Source organism: Shewanella sp. OMA3-2, assembly GCF_021513195.1.
Lineage (GTDB): Bacteria > Pseudomonadota > Gammaproteobacteria > Enterobacterales > Shewanellaceae > Shewanella.
In genome coordinates this window covers 287734-306260 of sequence record NZ_CP090974.1, presented here as the reverse complement: position 1 = coordinate 306260, position 18527 = coordinate 287734, and the positions used below count along the sequence as shown (strand labels likewise).

13 protein-coding genes, 3 tRNA genes and 1 pseudogene are annotated in these 18527 nt (G+C 42.4%); 16 read left to right on the top strand and 1 reads right to left on the bottom strand.

The window, feature by feature from the left end; all coding sequences use genetic code 11:
* Positions 1-301 precede the first annotated feature (301 nt).
* Positions 302-1324, top strand: coding sequence for a UDP-N-acetylmuramate dehydrogenase (murB, locus tag L0B17_RS01425; RefSeq protein WP_443019930.1), 1023 nt, complete (start codon positions 302-304; stop codon positions 1322-1324).
* Positions 1321-2280 (top strand): bifunctional biotin--[acetyl-CoA-carboxylase] ligase/biotin operon repressor BirA, encoded by a 960-nt coding sequence (gene birA / locus L0B17_RS01420; RefSeq protein WP_235087050.1) that lies wholly within the window; start codon positions 1321-1323, stop codon positions 2278-2280. The genes murB and birA overlap by 4 nt, the downstream gene beginning before the upstream one ends.
* Before the next feature lie 21 nt (positions 2281-2301).
* Here the strand turns inward: birA and coaA are convergent.
* Positions 2302-3247, bottom strand: a pseudogene (gene coaA / locus L0B17_RS01415) (type I pantothenate kinase).
* A 226-nt stretch (positions 3248-3473) separates the two neighbouring features.
* Here coaA and L0B17_RS01410 point away from each other — a divergent pair.
* From L0B17_RS01410 to rpsG, 14 genes are all read left to right on the top strand, one after another.
* Positions 3474-3549 (top strand) — tRNA-Thr (locus L0B17_RS01410).
* A 7-nt stretch (positions 3550-3556) separates the two neighbouring features.
* Positions 3557-3641, top strand: a tRNA-Tyr gene (locus tag L0B17_RS01405).
* A 34-nt stretch (positions 3642-3675) separates the two neighbouring features.
* Positions 3676-3749: transfer RNA gene (locus L0B17_RS01400), tRNA-Gly, on the top strand.
* A gap of 196 nt (positions 3750-3945) precedes the next feature.
* The gene (tuf, locus tag L0B17_RS01395; RefSeq protein ID WP_235087048.1) at positions 3946-5130 is read left to right on the top strand and encodes an elongation factor Tu; all 1185 of its coding nucleotides are present in this window, start codon (positions 3946-3948) and stop codon (positions 5128-5130) included.
* Between the two features lie 258 nt (positions 5131-5388).
* Positions 5389-5760 carry a preprotein translocase subunit SecE gene (gene secE / locus L0B17_RS01390; protein WP_226412011.1) on the top strand — a complete coding sequence of 124 codons (372 nt, stop codon included), beginning with the start codon at positions 5389-5391 and terminating at the stop codon, positions 5758-5760.
* Positions 5761-5770: 10 nt separating this feature from the next.
* A complete protein-coding gene (nusG, locus tag L0B17_RS01385; RefSeq protein WP_235087046.1) occupies positions 5771-6322 on the top strand; it encodes a transcription termination/antitermination protein NusG in 552 nt (183 codons plus the stop codon).
* 129 nt (positions 6323-6451) lie between these two features.
* The gene (rplK, locus tag L0B17_RS01380) at positions 6452-6880 is read left to right on the top strand and encodes a 50S ribosomal protein L11 (RefSeq protein WP_235087044.1); all 429 of its coding nucleotides are present in this window, start codon (positions 6452-6454) and stop codon (positions 6878-6880) included.
* Between the two features lie 4 nt (positions 6881-6884).
* Positions 6885-7586 carry a 50S ribosomal protein L1 gene (rplA, locus tag L0B17_RS01375; protein ID WP_226412007.1) on the top strand — a complete coding sequence of 234 codons (702 nt, stop codon included), beginning with the start codon at positions 6885-6887 and terminating at the stop codon, positions 7584-7586.
* 284 nt (positions 7587-7870) lie between these two features.
* Positions 7871-8371 carry a 50S ribosomal protein L10 gene (gene rplJ, locus L0B17_RS01370; RefSeq protein ID WP_235087043.1) on the top strand — a complete coding sequence of 167 codons (501 nt, stop codon included), beginning with the start codon at positions 7871-7873 and terminating at the stop codon, positions 8369-8371.
* Between the two features lie 54 nt (positions 8372-8425).
* A complete protein-coding gene (rplL, locus tag L0B17_RS01365) occupies positions 8426-8791 on the top strand; it encodes a 50S ribosomal protein L7/L12 (RefSeq protein WP_235087041.1) in 366 nt (121 codons plus the stop codon).
* Positions 8792-9033: 242 nt separating this feature from the next.
* Positions 9034-13065, top strand: a complete 4032-nt coding sequence (rpoB, locus tag L0B17_RS01360) for a DNA-directed RNA polymerase subunit beta (protein WP_235087040.1) — start codon at positions 9034-9036, stop codon at positions 13063-13065.
* 82 nt (positions 13066-13147) lie between these two features.
* Entirely contained in the window at positions 13148-17368 is a 4221-nt protein-coding gene (rpoC, locus tag L0B17_RS01355; RefSeq protein ID WP_235087038.1) for a DNA-directed RNA polymerase subunit beta', read from the top strand.
* Between the two features lie 181 nt (positions 17369-17549).
* Positions 17550-17924 carry a 30S ribosomal protein S12 gene (rpsL, locus tag L0B17_RS01350; protein WP_101033703.1) on the top strand — a complete coding sequence of 125 codons (375 nt, stop codon included), beginning with the start codon at positions 17550-17552 and terminating at the stop codon, positions 17922-17924.
* 83 nt (positions 17925-18007) lie between these two features.
* Entirely contained in the window at positions 18008-18478 is a 471-nt protein-coding gene (gene rpsG, locus L0B17_RS01345) for a 30S ribosomal protein S7 (RefSeq protein WP_226411997.1), read from the top strand.
* The last annotated feature ends 49 nt before the right edge of the window (positions 18479-18527 follow it).

Below are 18527 nucleotides of genomic sequence, written 5' to 3'. Positions count from 1 at the left end.
TTAAACACCTGAAAAACAACATTTTGGTGGTTTTCAAAGAACTTGTTGTTTAGTTAGCTTGCTTTCAAAATACGACAGCATGGATGCATAAGATAGTGCTGCACAGGAGTTAGTTGCCGAGGGTAACTATTCGCTTCATTTATCAGTCTTGCCTGCAGCACGTTGCACTCTCGAAGAAAGATCGTATATTTAATCGGATTGGTATTATAAATAATATGCTTGTTCTATCTGGTTTTCATATTTTGGTTTTTTTGATTAGCTCGATACCTGTTACAATAAATAATCTTCTATTTACCATGTTATCTATATGTCAGTATCTCTGCTTAAACACAATACTCTTGGACTAGAACAGTCCTGTGATGAACTATTTGTTGTAGATTCAAAAGAATCGCTTATCGAGACATGCCTATCTTTATATCACTCAGATAAAGCCTTAATGATACTAGGTAGTGGCAGCAATGTGGTCTTCACTGAAGATTTTGCCGGTGCCGTAGTTAAAATTGCGACTAAAGGGATTACTGTAGAACAAGAAGGGAATGAGGTACTGCTTATTGTTGAGGCTGGTGAGAGTTGGCACGAGCTGGTGACGTATTGTGTTGAAAATAATTTTTACGGTATAGAAAATTTAGCCTTAATACCAGGTACGGTTGGTGCTGCGCCGATTCAAAATATCGGTGCTTACGGTGCAGAGTTTAGTCAGGTTTGCCATTCTGTTGAGTTTCTCGATCTTGATTCATCACAACTGTTTGAAATTAGCGCTGAAGATTGTCAATTTGATTATAGAGAGTCAATTTTTAAGCAACAACTTAAACATAAAGCTGTTATTACAGCGGTCAAAATTAAGTTAACTCAAGTGTGGGAACCACAACTTGATTACGCGCCGTTAAACACACTCGATGCTACGACAGTAAGTGCCAAACAGGTTTTTGACTTGGTTTGCCAGATAAGACAGTCGAAATTACCTGACCCTGCTGTATTAGGAAATGTTGGCAGCTTTTTTAAAAACCCTATTGTTAACGCCGATAAATTTAAAGCTTTAAAAGAGAAATTTCCAGAGTTAATCGGCTACAGCTTAGAAGATAGCCTAGTGAAACTAGCCGCAGGTTGGTTAATCGATAATGCAGGACTTAAAGGTTTTAGTGTTGGTGGCGCATCGGTACATCAATTGCAGGCGCTAGTGTTAGTTAACTCTGCTAATGCAACCGGCAATGATATCTGTCAACTCGCATTACATGTTATTGATGTTATTGAACAGCGATTTGAAGTATCCCTAGAAACGGAACCTAGAATTATGGCGCAATTTGGAGAGGTCGTTTTATCATGAATGAACATTGGTCGCGTAAACGTTCAATACTGTCGTTGCTGAGCGCAGAACATTTTACATCTGGCGAGAAAATAGCAAGTCAAATTGGCTTAACCAGAATGGCTGTCAATCAGCATATTGACTCATTGTCTGAATATGGTGTTGAGGTTTTTAGCGTCAAAGGCAAAGGGTATAAGCTAGCAAATCAAATAGCATTAGTTGATGAGAATAGGTTGATTAACCAAATAGATAACAGATGCTTTTATTTTGATGAAATAAATAGCACTAATAGCTTTCTGTTAACTCATCATGAAGATTTGAAGTCTGGTGATATCTGTGTTGCTGAATATCAATCAGTCGGGCGAGGAAGACGCGGAAGACAGTGGCAATCTCCCTACGGTAATCATTTATACGCATCTTTATTCTGGCGTTTTGATAGTGATGCGACCAAAACTATGGGGCTAAGCTTGGTTATCGCCTGCTCAATCGTTAAAGCATTAACTGATATGGGAGTCAATGGTCTTGGGCTTAAATGGCCTAATGACATTTATTTAGAGGGTAAAAAGCTGGCTGGTATTTTAATTGAAGTTGCGCAAACCAATACACAGCAAACAGAATTAGTGATTGGTTTTGGTATCAATATGAGTATGTCGGCTGTACAGGGCGAGCTTATTGATCAGCCATGGAGCGATTTAACTAGCCAAAAGGAATTACCTGATAAAACCCTGTTATTGGTAAAACTACATCAACATTTGAAAAGTGACATTCAACTTTTTGATAAGCAGGGCTTGGCTCCATTTGCTAATTTTTGGCAGAAGTATGACTTATTTACGAATAAGCCTATTAAGTTGCTAATGGCGCCCAACGAAGTTGAGGGTATTTACAAGGGAATAGATCAGCAAGGAGGGATTGTAATAGAGACTAATGAAGGCCTGAGAACGTTTATTGGTGGTGAAATAAGTTTACGACGCGCCTAGTTAGCGCGCCTTAACTAAAGCTTACTTTCTCAGTAACACATTATCCATTAAATGGTTTTCACCTTTTTTGAGAATAAGATTTGCACGTTCTCTGGTTGGCTGAATGTTAAGGTTCAAATTAGGACCATTAATCGTGTCCCAAATAGTAGCTGAAATGTCATTTGCTTCATTATCCGATAATGCAGCGTAATGATGAAAAAAATGATAATGGGTCGCTAAATGCACCTTTTCTAAACTGTAAGAAACGCTGCTGATACCATTCTTTTAATAAATGTTCTTCTGCATCGACATATATTGAAAAGTCGACAAAGTCAGACACAAAGGGGCGTCTTATATCAATAGGAGAATCTAAACCTGTTTGTAAAACATTTAACCCTTCAAGGATAAGAATGTCAGGTTGCTCTATCACTTGGTGCTGGTCATGACATCGATCATAGGTGACGTGTGAATATAAAGGTGCCAAAACACGCGTCTCACCAGTTTTCACCGCAGAGATGAAGTCGACTAACATTTTCATGTCATAACTTTCTGGAAAGCCTTTACGCTGGAGTAGTCCCTTGCGCTTTAAATCAGCTAGAGGGTATAAAAAACCATCGGTCGTCACTAGATCAACTTTTGGGTGTTCAGGCCAACGTTGTAGTAAAGTTTGCAGGATACGTGCAGTAGTGCTTTTTCCAACAGCAACACTACCTGCTATGCTGATAATGTACGGCGATCGCGAAGCGCTCTGTTCTAAGAACTTATCTACAATCATTCCCCGTTGTTGTTTTGCTCCTACAATAAGGTTCAGTAATCGGCTTAGTGGCAGGTAAATATCAGTTACCTCATCTAATGATAACTTCTCATTCATGCCTCTTAGGCTTTCAAGCTCTTCTTGGCTTAAAGTTAAAGGAACAGAATTGCGCAGCTCCGCCCATTTATGACGTTCGAAGGAGAGGTATAGCGCTTGCTGAATGCTATTTTTCATTAATAAACCAATTTTATACTGGGTCTGGCACATTACACGATCCGTATTACTGGAACAATACTTTAAGATTCAATTATCTGACCGAATAAGAATAATGGTTAAATTTTGGCTATATTTACCGATTCACGAATAAAAAAACAACGATTAAGACTTTATTTAGCTTTTTTATAATTTTTCTATTGCACTTAGCGTCACATTTACCTAATATCCGTTCCCGAAATGATGCGCCGGCATAGCTCAGTTGGTAGAGCAACTGACTTGTAATCAGTAGGTCCCGAGTTCGACTCTTGGTGCCGGCACCATTTTTCTGGAGGGGTTCCCGAGTGGCCAAAGGGATCAGACTGTAAATCTGACGGCTCAGCCTTCGAAGGTTCGAATCCTTCTCCCTCCACCATTTTTTAGGTAGTTAGGTAGCCTATGTAGGTTGCGCGGATGTCGTATAATGGTATTACTCCAGCCTTCCAAGCTGATAACGCGGGTTCGATTCCCGCCATCCGCTCCAAGTTTGTTTGCTGATACAGCTCAAGTAATTGAGCAAGCCTTAGGTCAAGGTTAAGTCGGTATTTCTACCATGCTTATCAGCACAATCCTACAATAAATAATCGCCTGACTAAAAATTGATTCGATGTCATATCTATGCATCGGATTTTTATTATGTGTGTGTTTTCATCACCAAACTATTGGATTGAGGCTATACCATGGCAAAAGCTAAATTTGAACGTAAGAAGCCCCACGTAAACGTAGGCACCATCGGTCACGTTGACCATGGTAAAACAACTTTAACTGCAGCTATTTCTGCTGTGTTAGCTAAGACTTATGGTGGTGAAGTGCGTAACTTCGCTCAAATCGATAACGCTCCAGAAGAGCGTGAGCGCGGTATTACAATTAATACTTCTCACATCGAATATGACACACCAATTCGTCACTATGCACACGTCGACTGTCCAGGTCACGCGGATTATGTTAAAAACATGATCACTGGTGCTGCACAGATGGATGGCGCAATCTTAGTAGTTGCTGCTACAGACGGCCCAATGCCACAAACACGTGAGCACATCCTACTTTCTCGTCAAGTAGGTGTACCTTTCATCATCGTATTCATGAACAAATGTGACATGGTAGATGACGAAGAATTACTAGAATTAGTAGAGATGGAAGTGCGTGAACTTCTGTCAGAATACGACTTCCCAGGTGATGATTTACCAGTAATTCAAGGTTCAGCTCTTAAGGCACTAGAAGGCCAACCAGAGTGGGAAGCTAAAATTCTTGAGCTTGCAGAAGCACTAGATACTTATATTCCAGAGCCAGAGCGTGACATCGATAAGCCATTCCTACTGCCAATCGAAGACGTATTCTCGATTTCTGGTCGTGGTACAGTGGTAACTGGTCGTGTTGAGCGTGGTATTGTACGCGTATCAGACGAAGTTGAAATTGTTGGTGTTAAAGACACAACTAAAACAACTTGTACTGGCGTAGAAATGTTCCGTAAGCTACTTGACGAAGGTCGTGCTGGCGAGAACTGTGGTGTGTTATTACGTGGTACTAAGCGTGATGACGTAGAACGTGGTCAAGTACTAGCTAAGCCAGGTTCAATCAACCCACACACTACTTTCGAATCAGAAGTATACGTGTTATCAAAAGAAGAAGGCGGACGTCACACTCCATTCTTCAAAGGATACCGTCCACAGTTCTACTTCCGTACAACGGACGTAACTGGAACTATCGAATTACCAGAAGGCGTAGAAATGGTAATGCCTGGTGATAACATCAAGATGGTAGTTACTTTGATTTACCCAATCGCGATGGACGACGGTTTACGTTTCGCTATCCGTGAAGGTGGCCGTACAGTTGGTGCTGGTGTTGTAGCTAAAATTATTGCTTAATTGCGAATTTAGTTAACACTGAAAAAGGAAGCCTAGGCTTCCTTTTTTGTTTTTACGGCTTGCGATAAGATAAAACACAAGTTTTTTACTGATTTATTCGGATAAGACTGCCTGCCATGTTGCGAATAAAGCTGAATCAGAATACAATCTATGGCCGATTTTTGACCCTGTGCTGTGATGGTTTCTGGGGTAACTCGGGAATGTAGTGGCAGATCACTGTTGCTAAGCTCAGGTCGTAATGAGTAACGGAATTAACTGATGACAACAAGTACTGAAAGCCAGGGTAATTCTCTGGATATCGTTAAGTGGAGCGTGGCTGTATTGCTAGTTTTAGCTGCAGTTATTGCTAACCAATTTTTTGCAGAAGCCAGTGTGGTGGCTCGTGTTGCTGGCGTAATTGTTACTTTTGCAATTGCTGGCTTCATTGCATTCCAAACCGTAAAAGGTAAGCAAGCACTTTCATTTGCTCGTGAAGCACATATCGAGGTGCGTAAAGTGATTTGGCCAACTCGCCAAGAAGCACTTACCACAACGTTTATTGTTCTTGCTGCAACAGGTGTTGTTGCATTAATCCTTTGGGGATTAGACGCAATCTTATTGCGAGTTGTAAATTTAATTACAGGCGTATAGGCATTTAAACATGACTGAAGCTACAGAAGCGAAGAAAAAATGGTATGTCATTCAAGCCTTTTCAGGCTACGAAGGTCGTGTACTAAAAACACTGCTTGAACATATCAAGATGCACAGTATGGAAGATTACTTCGGTGAGATTTTAGTTCCAACTGAAGAAGTCGTTGAAATGCGTGCAGGTCAACGTCGTAAAAGCGAGCGTAAATTCTTTCCAGGCTATGTGTTAGTTCAAATGGAAATGAATGATGATAGCTGGCATTTAGTAAAGAGCATTCCACGTGTAATGGGCTTTATTGGTGGCACATCAGATCGTCCAGCACCGATTTCTGAAAAAGAAGCAAATAGCATATTACAGCGTTTACAAGACACTGTTACTTCGCCTACACACCGTGTTATTTATGAGCCAGGTGAAGTGGTTCGAGTGTGTGACGGACCATTTGCAGACTTTAACGGTACAATCGAAGAAGTCGATTATGAGAAGAATCGCGTTAAAGTTTCTGTGATGATTTTTGGTCGCTCAACACCTGTTGAACTTGATTTTCATCAAGTTGAAAAAAGCTGATTAAAATAACCACAAAATATTGATTGTTTGCGGGTGAGGATTTTTGTATAATTCGCACCCGTTGTTTCAGGGGGAGCAAATTGGCATGTCGCCAAGGTGCGTTTGAACCCAAATAGAGGAAATGTCGACATGGCAAAGAAAATTGAAGCTTATATTAAGCTACAAGTAGCAGCCGGTGCTGCAAACCCGTCTCCACCAGTTGGTCCTGCTTTAGGTCAAAAAGGTGTGAACATCATGGAATTCTGTAAAGCATTCAATGCTCGTACTGAAAAGTTCGAAAAAGGTATGCCGATTCCTGTTGTTATCACTGTATACAGTGACCGTTCTTTCACTTTTGAAACTAAGACTCCACCTGCATCTTTCCTACTGCTTAAAGCAGCTGGTTTAAAATCAGGTTCAGGCCGTCCTAATACAGAAAAAGTAGGAACTATCAAGCGTAGCGCTGTTCAGGAAATTGCTGAATCTAAAGCGGCTGATATGACTGGTGCTGATATTGAAGCGATGACTCGTTCAATTGAAGGTACTGCACGTTCAATGGGTTTGGTAGTAGAGGACTAATATAATGGCAAAGCTAAGTAAACGCGCTCGCGTAATTCGCGAAAAAGTTGATGGTACTAAGCAGTATGACATCAATGAAGCAGTAGCACTTTTAAAAGAATTAGCCACAGCTAAATTCGTAGAAAGTGTTGACGTAGCTGTTAACCTTGGTATCGATCCTCGTAAATCAGATCAAAACGTGCGTGGTGCTACTGTACTTCCACACGGTACTGGTCGTGACGTTCGTGTTGCTGTATTCACTCAAGGTGCAAACGCTGAAGCTGCTAAAGCTGCGGGTGCGGAACTTGTGGGTATGGATGACCTAGCTGCTCAAATTAAAGCTGGCGAAATGAACTTTGATGTTGTTATCGCATCACCAGACGCTATGCGCGTTGTGGGTATGTTAGGTCAAATATTAGGCCCACGCGGTTTAATGCCTAACCCTAAAACGGGTACAGTAACGCCTAACGTTGCAGAAGCAGTTAAGAATGCTAAAGCTGGTCAAGTTCGTTACCGCAACGACAAGAATGGTATTATCCACACTACTATTGGTAAAGTGGATTTCACTACTGAACAGTTAAAAGAAAACTTAGAAGCGTTAGTGTCAGCACTGAAAAAGGCTAAGCCTGCAGTTGCTAAAGGCATTTACGTGAAAAAAGTCAGCATCTCTACCACTATGGGTGCAGGTGTTGCAGTTGACCAAGCTAGCTTGGAAGACATCAAGTAATTTTACAATTTGCGTATATTAGTCTATAATGCGCGCAAATTGTGGGTTGAAGCTCATTTTATTTAATATCACTTAAGTATTTAGGTATATTTGATTAAATTGAGTTTCCGTCCAAGACCGCAGGTGTTTATCGTAAGGTTAACTTAATTTCCTGCGTAGACGGTGTCAGGCCCCAGCTAAATTTTTTTACTGGAAAATCTGCACCGTAAGTAGCCATCTACATATTGTATTTGGTTTGGTAAATACTAGGGGTTTCCCTAGGTAGAATCCAGGAGTAAAGCCTAATGGCATTAAGACTCGAAGACAAAAAGGCAATTGTTGCTGAAGTCAACGAAGCTGCCAAAGGTGCACTTTCTGCAGTTGTTGCCGATTCACGCGGTGTAACTGTAAGTGCCATGACCGGTCTGCGTAAAGCCGCTCGCGCTAATGGTGTTTATGTACGTGTAGTACGTAACACTTTAGCTAAGCGTGCTGTTGAAGGTACAGCTTTTGAGTGCCTTGCAGAAACGTTCACTGGCCCAACTTTAATCGCCTTCTCTCTAGAGCACCCAGGTGCTGCAGCGCGTCTTTTAAAAGATTTCGCTAAAGAGCAAGCAAAGTTTGAAGTTAAAGGTGCAGCTTTCGAAGGGATATTTATCCCTGCAGTTGATATTGATCGTTTAGCGAAACTACCAACATACGACGAAGCACTAGCTCAGTTAATGATGACTATGAAAGAAGCATCTGCTGGCAAGTTCGTACGTACATTGGCCGCCCTTCGCGATCAAAAACAAGAAGCCGCTTAATTATAAGTTGGCTGCTTAATAAAATTGAATTCAGAACAATAGGAAATATTTCTAATGTCTATCACTAAAGACCAAATCTTAGAAGCTTTCGCAGCAATGTCTGTAATGGAAGTTGTTGAACTAATCGAAGCAATGGAAGAAAAATTCGGCGTTTCTGCTGCTGCTGCTACTGTAGCTGCTGGCGATGCTGGTGCAGTTGCTGAAGAGCAAACAGAATTCGACGTAATTCTTACTTCTCACGGTGCTAACAAAGTTGCTGTAATTAAAGCACTTCGTGGCGCTACAGGTCTTGGCCTGAAAGAAGCTAAAACTATGTCAGAATCTTCACCGATTGCTGTTAAAGAAGCAGTTTCTAAAGAAGAAGCTGAAGCGCTTAAAGCTGAGTTAGTAGCAGCTGGTGCAGAAGTTGAAATCAAGTAAGTTTTAATTAACTTACTCTCACCCAAGTAATTGGGTGAAGGCTGGCGGTTTTTTAACCGTCGGCCTTTTTTGCGCTTTATGCGCAGGCGATTTTTTATTCACCGTTTATCGCCAGTTTTAGCAGTTCCTAGCAGAGATTACTGGTTAGGTTCTTGCGACAACGGTGACGGGCAAACGCGCTGATTTATATTAAAAAATTAATGTATTTCAGTCTTGGTCACACTAGTAAGTAGAGGAAACCCATGGTTTACTCCTATTCTGAAAAGAAGCGTATTCGCAAAGATTTTGGTAAGCGTCCAAAGGTTTTGGACATCCCTTATCTATTGTCTATCCAGTTAGACTCTTTTAAGAAATTCACCGATCAAGATCCTACGGGTGAACGCGGTTTTGAAGCGGCATTTCGTAGCGTTTTTCCTATCAAGAGCTTTTCTGGTTATTCTGAGCTGCAATATGTCAGCTATAAACTAGGCGAGCCAGTTTTTGATGTGAAAGAATGTCAGATCCGTGGTGTCACTTATTCAGCTCCACTACGCGTTAAATTACGCATGGTGTTGTTTGATCGTGAAGCTGCAGCTGGCACAGTAAAAGATATTAAAGAACAAGAAGTCTATATGGGTGATATCCCATTGATGACTGATAACGGTACATTCGTTATTAACGGTACTGAGCGTGTTATCGTGTCTCAGTTACACCGTAGTCCTGGCGTATTCTTTGATCATGACCGTGGTAAAACCCACTCTTCCGGTAAAGTGCTTTATAACGCACGTATTATTCCTTACCGTGGTTCATGGCTTGACTTTGAATTCGATCCTAAAGACGCATTATTCGTCCGTATAGACCGTCGTCGTAAGTTACCTGCGACTATCATGCTACGTGCGTTAGACTTCTCTACACAAGACATCTTAGACTTATTCTTTGAGCGTATTCAGTTCAAGATTAAGAAAGACTCTTTAGTGATGGCATTAGTACCTGATCGTTTACGCGGTGAGACAGCTAGCTATGACATTAAAGATGCTGAAGGCAGTCTGCTAGTAGAAGCCGGTCGTCGTATTACAGCTCGTCATATTAAGCAGTTAGAAAAAACCAACACTACTGAGCTTGAAGTGCCAGTAGATTACATTGTTGGTAAGTATGCTGCACAAGATTATATCGATGAAGATACTGGTGAAGTATTAGTGACAGCAAACAGCGAAATCTCTTTAGAAGATTTAGCTAATTTGTCATTAGCCGGCATTAAAGAAATTGATACACTATTTATCAATGATCTTGATCACGGTGCTTATATCGCTGATACATTACGTATAGATTCAACAACTAACCGCTTAGAAGCCTTAGTTGAAATCTATCGTATGATGCGTCCTGGCGAGCCACCAACCAAAGATGCTGCTGAAGGTTTATTCCAAAACCTATTCTTTAGTGAAGAACGTTACGACTTATCAAAAGTAGGTCGCATGAAGTTTAACCGTCGTCTTGAGATTGCTGAAGATGAAGGTTCAGGCGTTCTGTCTAAAGAAGACATCGTTTGTGTTATGAAGAAAATCATCGAAATCCGTAATGGTTACGATGAAGTCGACGATATTGACCACTTAGGTAACCGTCGTATTCGTAGCGTAGGTGAGATGGCTGAAAACCAATTCCGTGTTGGTTTAGTCCGTGTTGAGCGTGCTGTTCGTGAACGTCTATCTTTAGGCGACTTAAACGAATTAATGCCACAAGACTTAATTAACGCTAAGCCAATTTCTGCGGCAGTGAAAGAATTCTTTGGTTCTTCACAGTTGTCACAGTTTATGGACCAAAACAACCCGCTATCAGAAGTAACGCATAAACGTCGTATTTCTGCGCTTGGCCCTGGTGGTTTGACTCGTGAGCGTGCTGGTTTCGAAGTTCGTGACGTACATCCAACTCACTATGGTCGTTTATGTCCAATTGAGACCCCTGAGGGTCCAAACATTGGTCTAATTAACTCGCTAGCCAGTTTTGCTCGTACAAACTCGTACGGCTTCCTAGAAACACCATACCGTAAAGTGGTCGATGGTGTGATTACTGATGAAGTTGAATACTTATCAGCAATTGAAGAAGGTCGTTACGTTATTGCACAGGCTAACATCGAAGTTGATGCGGCTGGTCGTATGGTTGAAGACCAAATTGCTTGTCGTCATAAAGGTGAATCTACCTTTATGCGTGCGGCTGACGTTCAGTACATGGACGTTTCGCCACAACAGATTATTTCTGTAGCAGCGTCATTAATTCCGTTCCTAGAACACGATGATGCTAACCGTGCATTGATGGGTGCAAACATGCAACGTCAAGCCGTTCCTACACTGCGTGCTGATAAGCCGTTAGTGGGTACAGGTATTGAACGTACGCTTGCTGTTGACTCTGGTGTTGTGGTTGTCGCTAAACGTGGTGGTGCAGTTAGCTATGTTGACGCTAGCCGTATCGTTGTTAAAGTAAATGAAGATGAGCTACGCCCAGGCGAAGCCGGTATCGACATTTATAACCTAACAAAATATACCCGTTCAAACCAAAATACTTGTATTAACCAACGTCCTTGTTGTTTTGCTGGTGATCCAGTAGTTCGTGGTGATGTGTTAGCTGATGGTCCTTCAACGGATCTTGGCGAATTGGCTCTTGGCCAGAACATGCGTATCGCGTTCATGCCTTGGAACGGTTATAACTTCGAAGATTCGATCTTAATTTCTGAGCGCGTAGCGCAAGAAGATCGTTTCACTACTATCCATATCCAAGAGCTTTCTTGTATTGCTCGTGATACTAAATTGGGTAGTGAAGAAATTACCGCTGATATTCCAAACGTAGGTGAGTCTGCTTTATCTAAATTAGATGAATCAGGTATCGTTTATATTGGTGCAGAAGTGAAGGGCGGCGATATTCTTGTGGGTAAAGTGACACCTAAGGGTGAAACACAGTTAACTCCAGAAGAGAAACTACTCCGAGCTATTTTTGGTGAGAAAGCGTCTGACGTTAAGGACAGCTCATTACGTGTACCTAACTCAGTGAAAGGCACCATCATCGACGTTCAGGTATTTACCCGTGACGGCGTTGAAAAAGACAAGCGTGCGCTTGAAATTGAAGACATGCATGTTCGTCAAGCTCGTAAAGACTTAGGCGAAGAGTTCAAGATCCTTGAAGACGGCGTATTAGGCCGTGCGCGTAACTTATTATTGGCTGCAGGTTTCTCTGAAGCTAAATTAGCTGAGTTACCACGCAAAGACTTGCTAATCCAAGTGATTGACGATGAAGCAAAACAAACTGAACTTGAACAGTTAGCTGAACAGCACGAAGAGCTGCGCGCTGACTTTGATAAGAAGTTTGAAACTAAACGTCGTAAGATCACCCAAGGTGATGATTTAGCACCTGGCGTACTGAAAATTGTTAAGGTTTACTTAGCCGTTAAACGTACTATCCAGCCTGGTGATAAAATGGCCGGTCGTCATGGTAACAAAGGTGTTATCTCGAAGATTTGTCCAGTCGAAGATATGCCATATGATGAAGAAGGTAATCCAGTAGACATCGTACTTAACCCATTGGGCGTACCATCGCGTATGAACATCGGTCAGGTACTAGAAGTCCACATGGGCGCTGCTGCGAAAGGCATTGGTAATAAGATTACCGCTATGCTTGAAGAGCAACGTGAAATTGCCGTACTTCGTGATTACATCAAGCAAGTTTATGAGTTAGGTGATGACGTGTTACAACGCGTTGATATCGATTCATTCACTGATGATGAAGTTGTACGTTTGGCGACTCACCTTAAAGGTGGTATTCCAATCGCTACACCAGCATTCGATGGTGCTAAAGAGAAAGAGATCAAGCAAATGCTTGCTCTTGCAGGCTTACCTGAGTCTGGTCAGTTGACATTATGTGACGGCCGTACCGGTAACGAATTTGAGCGTAAAGTAACCGTTGGTTACATGTATATGCTTAAACTGAACCATTTAGTTGATGACAAGATGCACGCCCGTTCAACCGGTTCGTACAGCTTAGTGACTCAACAACCATTGGGCGGTAAAGCTCAATTCGGTGGTCAGCGTTTCGGTGAGATGGAAGTGTGGGCACTTGAAGCATACGGTGCTGCTTATACTCTACAGGAAATGCTAACAGTTAAGTCAGATGACGTTAACGGTCGTACTCAGATGTATAAAAACATCGTCGACGGTAACCATCAGATGCAACCAGGCATGCCTGAATCTTTCAACGTATTGTTGAAGGAAATTCGTTCACTTGGTATTAATATCGAGCTGGATCAAGAGTAAGCATCGCACTTAAGCAATGTTTGGTAACCAAGGGTGCTTTGCATCAGCAAAGCACCTGGTTTAACTCCTTCAGGAGAGAAACGTGAAAGACTTATTAAAGTTTCTTAAGCAGCAAAGTAAGACTGAAGAATTTAGCGGAATTAAAATTGGATTGGCTTCGCCTGATCTAATCCGCTCTTGGTCATTTGGTGAAGTTAAAAAGCCAGAAACCATTAACTACCGTACATTCAAACCTGAACGTGAAGGTTTGTTCTGTGCGCGTATCTTTGGTCCAGTTAAAGATTACGAATGTTTGTGTGGTAAATACAAACGTCTTAAGCACCGTGGTGTAATTTGTGAAAAGTGTGGCGTAGAAGTTACCCAGACTAAAGTGCGTCGTGAGCGCATGGGTCACATTGAACTGGCTAGCCCAGTTGCCCATATTTGGTTCTTAAAATCATTACCGTCTCGTATCGGCTTAATGCTAGATATGACGTTACGTGATATTGAACGCGTACTGTACTTTGAATCATTTGTTGTGATCGAGCCTGGCATGACCACGCTTGAGCGCGGCCAAATGCTGACCGAAGAAACGTATTTAGATGCGTTAGAAGAGTATGGCGATGAGTTCGAAGCTAAGATGGGTGCAGAGGCAGTTTTAGAATTGCTACGTGCTATCGATCTTGAGCAACAAATCGAGCAAATGCGCGAAGAACTACCATCAATCAATTCAGAAACTCGTCGCAAGAAAGTGACCAAGCGTTTGAAATTGATGGAAGCATTCTTCACATCTGGCAACAAGCCAGAGTGGATGATCTTAAAAGTGTTACCGGTTCTTCCACCTGATCTACGCCCATTAGTGCCGTTAGATGGTGGTCGTTTCGCGACATCTGATCTTAACGATCTATACCGTCGTGTGATTAACCGTAACAACCGTTTGAAGCGTCTGTTAGATTTAGCTGCGCCTGACATTATCGTACGTAACGAAAAACGTATGTTACAAGAGTCAGTTGATGCGCTATTAGATAACGGTCGTCGCGGTCGTGCTATTACCGGTTCTAACAAACGTCCTTTAAAATCTTTGGCTGATATGATCAAGGGTAAGCAAGGTCGTTTCCGTCAAAACTTACTTGGTAAGCGTGTTGACTATTCAGGCCGTTCGGTAATTACCGTAGGTCCTACTTTACGTTTGCACCAGTGTGGTCTTCCTAAGAAGATGGCGCTTGAGCTATTCAAACCATTCATTTACGGTAAGTTAGAAGCTCGTGGCTTAGCAACGACTATTAAAGCTGCTAAGAAAATGGTTGAGCGTGAACAGGCAGAAGTATGGGATGTACTAGACGAAGTCATTCGTGAACATCCAGTGATGCTTAACCGTGCACCAACACTTCACAGACTAGGTATTCAAGCATTTGAACCTGTTCTAATTGAAGGTAAAGCAATTCAATTGCATCCGTTAGTTTGTGCGGCATACAACGCCGACTTCGACGGTGACCAAATGGCGGTACACGTACCATTAACGCTTGAAGCTCAATTAGAAGCTCGTGCGCTAATGATGTCGACTAACAACATTTTGTCACCTGCTAACGGCGAACCTGTAATTACTCCGTCTCAAGACGTTGTATTAGGTTTGTACTACACTAGCCGCGAATGTATTAATGGCCGCGGTGAAGGTATGGCATTCTCTGACGTTTCAGAAGTTGAAAAAGCTTACGCTACTGGCGCTGTTGAGATACATGCACGCGTTAAAGTTCGTGTTACTGAAACGACAATTGCTGAAGATGGCGAAAGAACTAAAGCGACTCGTATCGTAGACACTACAGTGGGTCGTGCACTTTTATCGTTAATTCTGCCAGAAGGCTTATCATATGATTTGGTTAACCAAAACATGGGTAAGAAGCAGATTTCTAAATTGTTGAACACCTGTTACCGTCAACTAGGTCTTAAAGATACTGTTATCTTTGCTGACCAATTGATGTATACCGGTTTCCGTTTTGCAACCATTTCAGGTGCCTCTGTAGGTATCGATGACATGGTTATTCCTGACGAGAAATATACCTTAGTTGCAGACGCTGAAGCTGAAGTGCTTGAAATTCAAGAGCAGTTCCAGTCGGGTCTTGTTACTGCGGGTGAACGTTACAACAAAGTTATCGATATTTGGGCATCTGCCAACGAAAAAGTATCGAAAGCGATGATGGAAAACCTGTCAATTGAGACAGTGATTAACCGTGATGGCGTGCCAGAGCAACAAGCTTCGTTTAACAGCATCTATATGATGGCTGACTCCGGTGCTCGTGGTAGTGCTGCACAGATCCGTCAGCTAGCGGGTATGCGTGGTTTGATGGCTAAGCCTGATGGCTCAATCATCGAAACGCCAATTACTGCTAACTTCCGTGAAGGCCTAAACGTACTTCAGTACTTTATTTCTACTCACGGTGCGCGTAAAGGTCTTGCTGATACAGCGCTTAAAACAGCTAACTCGGGTTATCTAACTCGTCGTCTTGTTGACGTTGCACAAGATTTAGTGGTTATTGAAGATGATTGTGGTGTTGAACACGGTCTAACAATGAAGCCGCTTATTGAAGGTGGTGATGTTGTTGAGCCATTACGTGAACGCGTATTGGGTCGTGTGGTTGCTATTGATGTATTGAAGCCTGGTACTGAAGAAGTATTAGCGCCACGTAATACATTATTAGACGAAGCATGGTGTGACACATTAGAAGAGCACAGCATCGATGAAGTTATCGTTCGCTCGGTAATTACTTGTGATACAGACTTTGGTGTTTGTGCGGCATGTTATGGCCGTGACTTAGCGCGTGGTCATATCATTAACCACGGTGAAGCCATTGGTGTTGTTGCAGCACAATCAATTGGTGAGCCAGGTACACAGTTAACCATGCGTACGTTCCATATTGGTGGTGCGGCATCTCGAGCTTCTGCAGAAAACAACGTTCAAGTTAAGAACGCGGGTTCTTTGAAGTTACATAATGCTAAGCATGTTTCTAATATCGACGGTAAGCTGGTAATTGTGTCTCGTTCTTCTGAAATAGCCATCATTGATGAACTAGGTCGTGAGAAAGAGCGTTATAAAGTGCCTTACGGTACCGTATTAGAAAAACTGGAAGACAGTGAAGTTGCAGCAGGCGATATTATCGCTAACTGGGATCCACATACGCATCCAATTATTTCTGAAGTTGCCGGTACAGTTAAGTTTGTTGATATGATCGACGGCGTCACCATGACACGTCAAACAGACGAGTTAACAGGTCTTTCTTCTGTTGTTGTACTTGACGTAGGTGCACGTACTTCAGCGGGTAAAGAAATGCGCCCAGCAATCCGCTTAGTGGATGCTGATGGTAATGACTTAATGATCCCTGGTACTGAAGTACCAGCTCAATACTTCTTACCTGGTAATGCGATTGTAGCAAAAGATGATAACGCGAAAATTAACGTTGGTGACGCATTAGCACGTATTCCTCAGGAATCGTCTAAAACACGCGACATCACCGGTGGTCTTCCACGTGTTGCAGACTTATTCGAAGCGCGTAAGCCAAAAGAGCCTGCAATTCTTGCAGAAATCTCTGGTACTATCTCGTTCGGTAAAGAAACTAAAGGTAAGCGTCGTCTAGTTATTACTCCTGCAGATGGCGGCGATCATTATGAAGAGATGATCCCTAAGTGGCGTAACTTAAACGTGTTCGAAGGTGAAAAAGTCGAACGTGGTGAAGTTATTGCAGACGGCCCTGAAGCGGCACACGACATCTTACGTCTTCGTGGTATACATCATGTAGCAAACTACATAGTTAACGAAGTACAGGACGTTTACCGCCTCCAGGGTGTTAAGATCAACGATAAGCATATCGAAGTGATCATTCGTCAGATGCTACGTAAGTGTATTATTACTTCATCAGGCGACACAGACTTCTTAGAAGGTGAGCAAGCTGAAGTGGCTCGCGTTAAGATCGCTAACCGCGAACTTGAAGCACAAGGCAAGATGCCTGCACTGTTTGAACGTGATTTATTAGGTATTACCAAAGCTTCTTTGGCTACCGAATCATTCATCTCAGCAGCATCGTTCCAAGAAACGACTCGTGTACTAACTGAAGCAGCTGTTGGTGGTAAGAGCGATCCATTACGTGGTCTGAAAGAAAACGTAATTGTGGGCCGTTTGATCCCAGCGGGTACGGGTTATGCTTATCACAAGACTCGTAACGAAGAACGTGCTAAAGCAGCCGCTTCTGGTGGCAAGGTTGAAGCATCAAAAGTGACGGCAAGCGAAGCTGAACAGAACTTAGCAGACTTACTTAATTTGGCAGGAAGCTAAGATTAAGTTGCGGTAATGTTAAAAAAAGGCGCCTTAGGCGCCTTTTTTATTCGAATTTCGATCAAAAGTTGGCTATTTCTTGACAGATTGGCATTACCTTTCTAAAATTCCGCGTCCCACCATTGTGGGATATAGATTTTTCACACCTAATTGTTGAGTTATTCAACTGTCGGAGCTATACATGGCAACTGTAAACCAGTTGGTACGTAAGCCACGTGCGCCAAAAGTCGAAAAGACTAATGTGCCTGCGTTGAATGCGTGCCCACAAAAACGTGGTGTTTGTACTCGTGTGTACACTACAACACCAAAAAAACCTAACTCTGCACTACGTAAAGTAGCCCGTGTGCGTCTAACTAACGGTTTCGAAGTAACTTCGTATATCGGTGGTGAAGGCCATAACTTGCAAGAGCATAGTGTAATCTTAATCCGTGGTGGTCGTGTTAAAGACTTACCAGGTGTGCGTTACCACACTGTTCGTGGCGCATTAGATTGTGCAGGCGTGACTTCACGTCGCCAAGGCCGTTCTAAGTACGGTGCTAAGCGTCCTAAGTCTTAACGTATCCCGTTAAAAGTAAGGCCAAGCTAGTATTTATTTGACATTCCAGTTTTGGAAATACCTGAAGCATACGGAGAATTAATATGCCAAGACGTCGCGTTGTAGGACAACGTAAAATCCTACCAGATCCAAAGTTTCACAGTGAGTTGTTGGCTAAGTTCATCAACGTCATTATGCAGGACGGCAAAAAGTCGACTGCTGAAAAAATTATCTACAAGGCATTAGATGTCGTCGCTGAAAAGAAAAGCGAAGATCATTTATCAATCCTTGAAGCAGCTCTTGATAACGTACGCCCATCAGTCGAAGTTAAATCTCGCCGCGTTGGTGGTTCTACGTATCAAGTACCATGTGAAGTTCGTCCAGTGCGTCGTAATGCACTAGCGATGCGCTGGTTAGTTGAAGCTGCTCGCAAACGTGGTGAAAAATCTATGGCTTTACGTCTAGCAGGTGAAATGCTAGATGCGTCTGAAAACAAAGGTACTGCGGTTAAGAAACGTGAAGACGTTCACCGCATGGCAGAAGCTAACAAAGCGTTTGCTCATTACCGTTGGTAATATAATGGAGCGGGCATTAGCCCGCTCCATATTGTTGATATTGTCTAAA

Excerpts from the sequence above, each read along its gene's own strand:
- birA (WP_235087050.1), top strand. The coding sequence starts at position 1,321 with ATGAATGAACATTGGTCGCGTAAACGTTCAATACTGTCGTTGCTGAGC.
- tuf (WP_235087048.1), top strand. The coding sequence starts at position 3,946 with ATGGCAAAAGCTAAATTTGAACGTAAGAAGCCCCACGTAAACGTAGGC.
- secE (WP_226412011.1), top strand. The coding sequence starts at position 5,389 with ATGACAACAAGTACTGAAAGCCAGGGTAATTCTCTGGATATCGTTAAG.
- nusG (WP_235087046.1), top strand. The coding sequence starts at position 5,771 with ATGACTGAAGCTACAGAAGCGAAGAAAAAATGGTATGTCATTCAAGCC.
- rplK (WP_235087044.1), top strand. The coding sequence starts at position 6,452 with ATGGCAAAGAAAATTGAAGCTTATATTAAGCTACAAGTAGCAGCCGGT.
- rplA (WP_226412007.1), top strand. The coding sequence starts at position 6,885 with ATGGCAAAGCTAAGTAAACGCGCTCGCGTAATTCGCGAAAAAGTTGAT.
- rplJ (WP_235087043.1), top strand. The coding sequence starts at position 7,871 with ATGGCATTAAGACTCGAAGACAAAAAGGCAATTGTTGCTGAAGTCAAC.
- rplL (WP_235087041.1), top strand. The coding sequence starts at position 8,426 with ATGTCTATCACTAAAGACCAAATCTTAGAAGCTTTCGCAGCAATGTCT.
- rpoB (WP_235087040.1), top strand. The coding sequence starts at position 9,034 with ATGGTTTACTCCTATTCTGAAAAGAAGCGTATTCGCAAAGATTTTGGT.
- rpsL (WP_101033703.1), top strand. The coding sequence starts at position 17,550 with ATGGCAACTGTAAACCAGTTGGTACGTAAGCCACGTGCGCCAAAAGTC.
- rpsG (WP_226411997.1), top strand. The coding sequence starts at position 18,008 with ATGCCAAGACGTCGCGTTGTAGGACAACGTAAAATCCTACCAGATCCA.